Annotated in this window: 5 protein-coding genes; 2 read left to right on the top strand and 3 right to left on the bottom strand. The window is 39.6% G+C overall.

From position 1 onward, the window contains the following. The first annotated feature begins 300 nt into the window (after window positions 1-300). Window positions 301-2,214, top strand: a complete 1,914-nt coding sequence (gene speA, locus GQR46_RS15065) for a biosynthetic arginine decarboxylase (RefSeq protein WP_165728889.1) — start codon at window positions 301-303, stop codon at window positions 2,212-2,214. A 3-nt stretch (window positions 2,215-2,217) separates the two neighbouring features. Then, the gene (gene speB / locus GQR46_RS15070; protein WP_007583987.1) at window positions 2,218-3,141 is read left to right on the top strand and encodes an agmatinase; all 924 of its coding nucleotides are present in this window, start codon (window positions 2,218-2,220) and stop codon (window positions 3,139-3,141) included. A 55-nt stretch (window positions 3,142-3,196) separates the two neighbouring features. Here speB and GQR46_RS15075 read toward each other — a convergent pair whose 3' ends face one another. From GQR46_RS15075 to GQR46_RS15085, 3 genes are read right to left on the bottom strand one after another with little or no spacing between them, the layout of a single operon-like run. Further along, entirely contained in the window at window positions 3,197-3,595 is a 399-nt protein-coding gene (locus GQR46_RS15075) for a DoxX-like family protein (RefSeq protein ID WP_165728888.1), read from the bottom strand. Next, complete coding sequence (locus GQR46_RS15080) at window positions 3,582-4,604, bottom strand: M48 family metallopeptidase (RefSeq protein WP_165741354.1); 1,023 nt, start codon at window positions 4,602-4,604, stop codon at window positions 3,582-3,584. Before GQR46_RS15080 ends, GQR46_RS15075 begins: the two co-directional genes overlap by 14 nt. Before the next feature lie 9 nt (window positions 4,605-4,613). Next, on the bottom strand, window positions 4,614-5,723 hold the full coding sequence (locus GQR46_RS15085) for a YjgN family protein (protein WP_165741355.1): 1,110 nt from the start codon (window positions 5,721-5,723) through the stop codon (window positions 4,614-4,616). Window positions 5,724-5,840 lie beyond the last annotated feature (117 nt).

A 5,840-nucleotide genomic window follows, 5' to 3' on the forward strand; every position in this document is an offset into this window, starting at 1 on the left:
ACAGCCAGAAATATCGGGCGAAGAGGTTGCACGTCCTTAATTTATTCGGGCAGCTCATTTTTGCTAATAAAATTTATAATAAGTGATTTTAAAATTGTCACTTTTACAACTTTCCTTATCTTTAATAGTCATCAACGCCATATTTTATATACGCTAGAGAGCAATACGTGATTGGTCGTTTTATCAATATTAAAAATCACTCGTTACGAGTAAAAATACTTGTTGGACTTGAATGTCTATTTTTCTTTTAATGCGCGGCACTAGCCGAGTCGGCATTAATTAAATAAAAGAGAAAGATAAATGAAAGAAACAACATCACTAGAACAAGCTCGTACGAGCTACAATGTTCGTCATTGGAGCCAAGGTTTTTTTGGTATTAATGATCAAGGTGATGTGTATGTTGCACCCAAGGCTCATGCACCAGAGCAAACCATTGCATTAACAGATATCGCAAAGCAACTACAAGAGAAAGGTTTAAGCTTACCTGCTTTAGTTCGTTTTCCGCAAATTTTACACCATCGTGTACACAGCTTATGCGGCGCATTTAATACTGCGATTGAAAACTATGGTTACCCTAAAGACTACCTATTAGTTTACCCAATAAAAGTAAACCAACAACGTGAAGTGGTTGAAGAAATAGTAGCAAGCCAAGCACAAGTAGAAAAAAAGCAACTTGGTTTAGAAGCAGGCAGCAAGCCTGAACTACTTACGGTACTAGCACTGGCTGAAAAAACCAGCGCGGTTATTGTATGTAACGGCTACAAAGATAAAGAATACGTACGTTTAGCACTTATTGGCGAAAAGCTAGGTCATAAAGTGTATATCGTACTTGAAAAGCTTTCTGAGCTAGACATGGTACTTAGCCAAGCAAAAGAGCTTAACGTAAAACCACGCATTGGTATTCGTGTACGTTTAGCATCGCAAGGTAAAGGTAAATGGCAAGCGAGTGGCGGCGAAAAATCAAAATTTGGTCTATCTGCATCGCAAGTTTTGCATGTAGTTAATCGTTTAAAAGACGCAAACCAGCTTGATTTACTTCAGCTAGTACATTTTCACTTAGGGTCACAAATGGCGAACATTCGTGACGTACGTTTAGGTGTAAGCGAAGCGGCGCGTTTTTACTGTGAGCTACGTAAGTTAGGCGCAGAAATTGATTGCCTTGATGTAGGTGGTGGATTAGCTGTTGATTACGACGGCACACGTAGCCAATCGCATAACTCTATGAATTACAGCTTAGCTGAATATGCAAATAACATTGTGTACACCATTGGTGATACATGTAAGCAATATGAGCAACCAATGCCGACTATTATTTCTGAGTCGGGTCGTGCGCTTACAGCGCATCATGCTGTGCTTATTTCTAATGTTATTGGTACTGAAAGTTACACGCCAGAAGAGTTAGTAGCGCCAGCGGCAGATGCACCACTTTTATTAAAAAACATGTGGGCATCGTTTGTGCAATTAACTGATTTAACGGATGACCGTGCATTAATTGAAATTTATCACGACAGCCAAGGTGATTTAGCTGAAGCGCATAACCAATTTGCACTCGGTTTATTAGACTTAGCGCAGCGTGCGTGGGCTGAACAAATTAATATTCGTATTTGTTATGAACTTAACAAGCACATGGATAACAAAAACCGTTTTCATCGTCCTATTATTGACGAGTTAAACGTACGTTTAGCCGATAAGTTTTTTGTAAACTTTTCGTTATTTCAATCGCTTCCAGATGCATGGGGCATTGATCAAGTGTTTCCGGTATTGCCATTAAGTGGCTTAACTGAAGCACCAAAAAAACGTGCTGTATTACTTGATATAACCTGTGATTCAGACGGTGCACTTGAGCATTACGTAGATGGACAAGGCATTGAAAGCACACTACCTGTACCAGAGTTTAGCGCTGATAAACCTTATTTAATGGGCTTTTTCTTGGTGGGTGCTTATCAAGAAATTCTAGGTGACATGCATAACTTGTTTGGCGATACGCACAGCGCAATTGTTAATATGGATGAGCAAGGCGTTGCAAGTATTACCGAGATAAACCAAGGCGACACTGTTGCCGATATGATGCGCTATGTACATTTAGATGTTGAAAGTTTTCAGCAATCATACGAGCAGTTAGTAAGCACTAAAATTGAAAAACACGAACAGCAAAGCGTTTTAGACGAGTTGCAAAGCGGCCTTGATGGCTACACTTATTTAGAAGAGTTATAAGCAATGTCGACTTTGTTTGGTCACGCAGATCACTCATTGTACTCAAATGGGATGACGTTTTTGCGTCGTCCTATGGTGCAAAATATTAATGCAATTGATGCAGACGTAGTCGTTTTAGGCTTACCGTTTGATTTAGCGACATCGGGTCGCCCTGGTGCACGTTTAGGTCCGGATGCGATTCGTCGTGCGTCGGTTCATTTAGCATGGGAAGACACTAAGTACCCGTGGACGTTCCCGTTATTTGAGCGTTTAAAAGTGGCAGACGCAGGGGACTTTACTTACCCTGTTGGCGATCCTGAGTATTTTACTGCGCAACTAGAAATGGCTGCTGAGCAAATACTTCGCCAAGGTAAAACGCTATTAGGTTTAGGGGGCGATCACTTTGTGACGCTTCCGCTATTACGCGCTCATGCAAAAATACATGGCAAAATGGCGTTAGTGCACTTTGATGCGCACACCGATACCTATAGCAATGGCTCGCGTTTTGATCACGGCACTATGTTTTATCATGCACCAATGGAAGGGCTGATTGATGTTGAGCACAGTATACAAATAGGTATTCGTACCGACTTTGATCAAAGTAAACATGAGTTTGCTGTGATTGATGCAATGCAAGCCAACGATTTACATGCAAATGATATTGCAGCGCAAATACTTGAACGAGTAGGTGACCTACCTGTTTACTTAACGTTTGATATAGATTGTTTAGACCCTGCGTTTGCGCCTGGTACAGGCACTCCTGTGTGCGGTGGTTTAACGTCAGATAAAGTACTTAAAGTACTGCGTGCGCTAAAAGGCATAAACATGGTAGGTATGGATGTGGTAGAAGTATCACCTTCGTACGACCAAAGTGAGCTTACCGCAATTGCCGCAGCAACCATTGCGAGCGAATTACTGCATTTGTGGACGCATAAAAATAAGTACTAATTTTACAAATTAAATACTACAAAAAAGGGTATGCGCTTGCATACCCTTTTTTTACTTAGAGGTATCGATTATTCAGCAGCTTAATTTCCTTTAACCAAATAACGCTTAGCCCAATAAGAGGCAGGTTAGTAGTTACAGGGTTAAATGCTTCAATAAGCAATTGTTGCTGCACTGCAACTACAGCGAGTAGAAGGCCAATTAATGCTAAAATATTTAAAATTACTAAGTGTTTATTTTTATAAAACACAAATAAACACAATCCAAATATAATTTCGCCAAAACCCGCCGAACGTGTAATTAAGTCAGACACTTCTGCTGAAAAACCAGCACTGCCAGTCATTAATTTTTCAAGTGGTGCAATATGATAAAGCTTTGGAAAAAAGCCATGATATATCCAACTTAAACTCACTATGTAACGAGCAAGTTGAATATAACCGCGATTATTTCCTAGCATTATTAATACGCTCTTGTGCACTTGGGTGGCTAGATAAATACTCTAAAAAGTCATTTACTTTTTCGAGGTGCTCGTTTTCGCTGGTATGGCTTTCTTGCAGCGCTTCTATTGCATCAGCAAAATCATTACTCGAATACCCAAGCGACTCTAATTGAATGAGTGCAAAGGTATCTGCCTCGCGTTCCATATCTCGTGAAAACCCTTGCTGAGCAAACGATGCACCCGTACCTAATGCAACCTCTGCAACCCCTTCTAAATCACCAAATACAACCGCTAGCACAATCGTACTTGCGGCAGATTGTGCTGTAATACGTACGCTATGCTGGTGGACTACATGGCCCATCTCGTGTAGCAATACCGCTTTTAGTGCATTGGGTTTATCGGCAAGTAAATTTGCTAAATCATCTGTGACCACGATACGACCATGGGGTAGTGCAAACGCGTTAGCACCAAAGCTGTCTGATTTATAAAACGATAATCTATAAACCGATTGATCAAGCGATAACGCATTAAGCATACTTGTAAAATGCGCTTGTACTTTAGCTTGTTGCTCTGCGGGCAGCTCGCTTGGGTCAAGCGCAATCTTTTTAATTAGTGTAAAGCTTTGCTCCCCCATTTGTTCCACAACATTTCGTGGCAAGGTATCAACACTGTAAACAGCAATGGCCGGTACCGCTTTATAAAGTACTAACCACATAAAAAGCGGTGTAAATATGACTGCAGCTAAAATTGCCCATTTACTTTTTTCAAGGCGCTCCATTATGTGATGGTTATTTTCTTTAAATGGCCATCTGTAACTTACATCTTGAGGAATAAAACGACTGCCATCTTCAAAGTTTAGTTCGTCGGCAAGTCCTGCCATCCCCGAACTTAATTTTAGACTTGAGATTGCGTGGCGAGCTATAACGTGTTCATCGTTGATAACTTCAATGTGTGTGTCGCTAATAGTTGCAACACACACTTGATAGTTACTCGATGCGATGGGGAAAAAATGTCCCTTTACATGCATAGTGAGCTCTTAAGTTAGAGAAAGGTCAATATCAAATACGTTTGCAGCTTCCTCAGCAAATGATGATTGCTGTTCTTGCGCGGTATCAATTAGGTTTAATGCACCAGGATAAATAGTGACGTTAGTTACATCAGCGAGCATTTTTGATGTACGTACTTTTGTCCATGGGTATGCAAGGCCTAAAGAAAATACAATAGCCAACATATTAGTTAATAGTAAAACAGCGAAAGGAATTGGTTTTAGCTCTGATTTAAATGTAGCAACGCCTTCAAAATAGCTGTTATCAAAAATGTGATTTCTAATAGCGGCGTGCCATACAGCAGAAACAATGGCAATCATTAGCACATAGGCAATCATCATAAAGATAGGAAGCATAACCATAGCTGCAGGGTTTTCTAAATTTTGTTGATTTTCAATATCTACTAAGTTGAGGCCAAATAATCCTAAAATCCCCATAAATACCACCATGGTGATAGAGCTCACTACAAAGCAAATAAGCGCTGTTAAGTAATAGGTTTCGCCTTTTAGATTTACAGTAAGCGGTTTGTCGCCATAACTAATATTGCTATGGATATAGCTATCAATACGTTTTATAACGTAAGGCATTAATAAATAAAGCGTAAATATGCTGGCAATAGGTAAAAGTATAAAGTTAACAAAGGCTTCGCCATAGCTGCCTTTAAAAGCAAAGCGAACATTACGATGGCGGGTCATACGCAGATTAAAACGTAAACCTTGGTTAATAATCCATGGCATTAAAAAGATAAAACCAAGAGCAATAAACAGGCCTAAAATAGGCATAAAGCTAATAGAAAATGTATAAATAAAAAATACAATAACCGCTAAAATCCGACCTTTTAAAATTTGTATTGGCGTTGCTAGGTAGTCAAAGCTATGACCATCTATACGGGTGTGGCCGTAAAAATAGCGATGCGTACGTACTTTAGCCCACGCTGAGTATATGCCAAGCGTAATAACGCTAAGTAATATATTTACAATCCAAATTCCAAAAAACTCACCGCCTTTACCACTAAACTGCACTTTTCCGCTAAAAATTGGTTCAGCAGGCTCATTTATTGGTAGGGTTGTTTCAGATGGGGTAGGGTGTATTGATTCCATTAAAATTATATCCATGTTGTTTTTTTGTTAATTTACCCATTTTTAGTGAAAAATTCAATGTTTATAATTATCTCACCCTTCTGTAAACAGCCATAAATAGGCGTTTTAAGTATTGAG

Origin of the sequence: Pseudoalteromonas sp. Z1A6 (assembly GCF_011378745.1) — a bacterium.
Lineage (GTDB): Bacteria > Pseudomonadota > Gammaproteobacteria > Enterobacterales > Alteromonadaceae > Pseudoalteromonas > Pseudoalteromonas arctica.

What these genes read in the sequence shown, in the direction of transcription:
- speA (WP_165728889.1), top strand. Translation starts at nt 301, where the DNA reads ATGAAAGAAACAACATCACTAGAACAAGCTCGTACGAGCTACAATGTT.
- speB (WP_007583987.1), top strand. Translation starts at nt 2,218, where the DNA reads ATGTCGACTTTGTTTGGTCACGCAGATCACTCATTGTACTCAAATGGG.
- GQR46_RS15075 (WP_165728888.1), bottom strand. Translation starts at nt 3,595, where the DNA reads ATGCTAGGAAATAATCGCGGTTATATTCAACTTGCTCGTTACATAGTG.
- GQR46_RS15080 (WP_165741354.1), bottom strand. Translation starts at nt 4,604, where the DNA reads ATGCATGTAAAGGGACATTTTTTCCCCATCGCATCGAGTAACTATCAA.
- GQR46_RS15085 (WP_165741355.1), bottom strand. Translation starts at nt 5,723, where the DNA reads ATGGAATCAATACACCCTACCCCATCTGAAACAACCCTACCAATAAAT.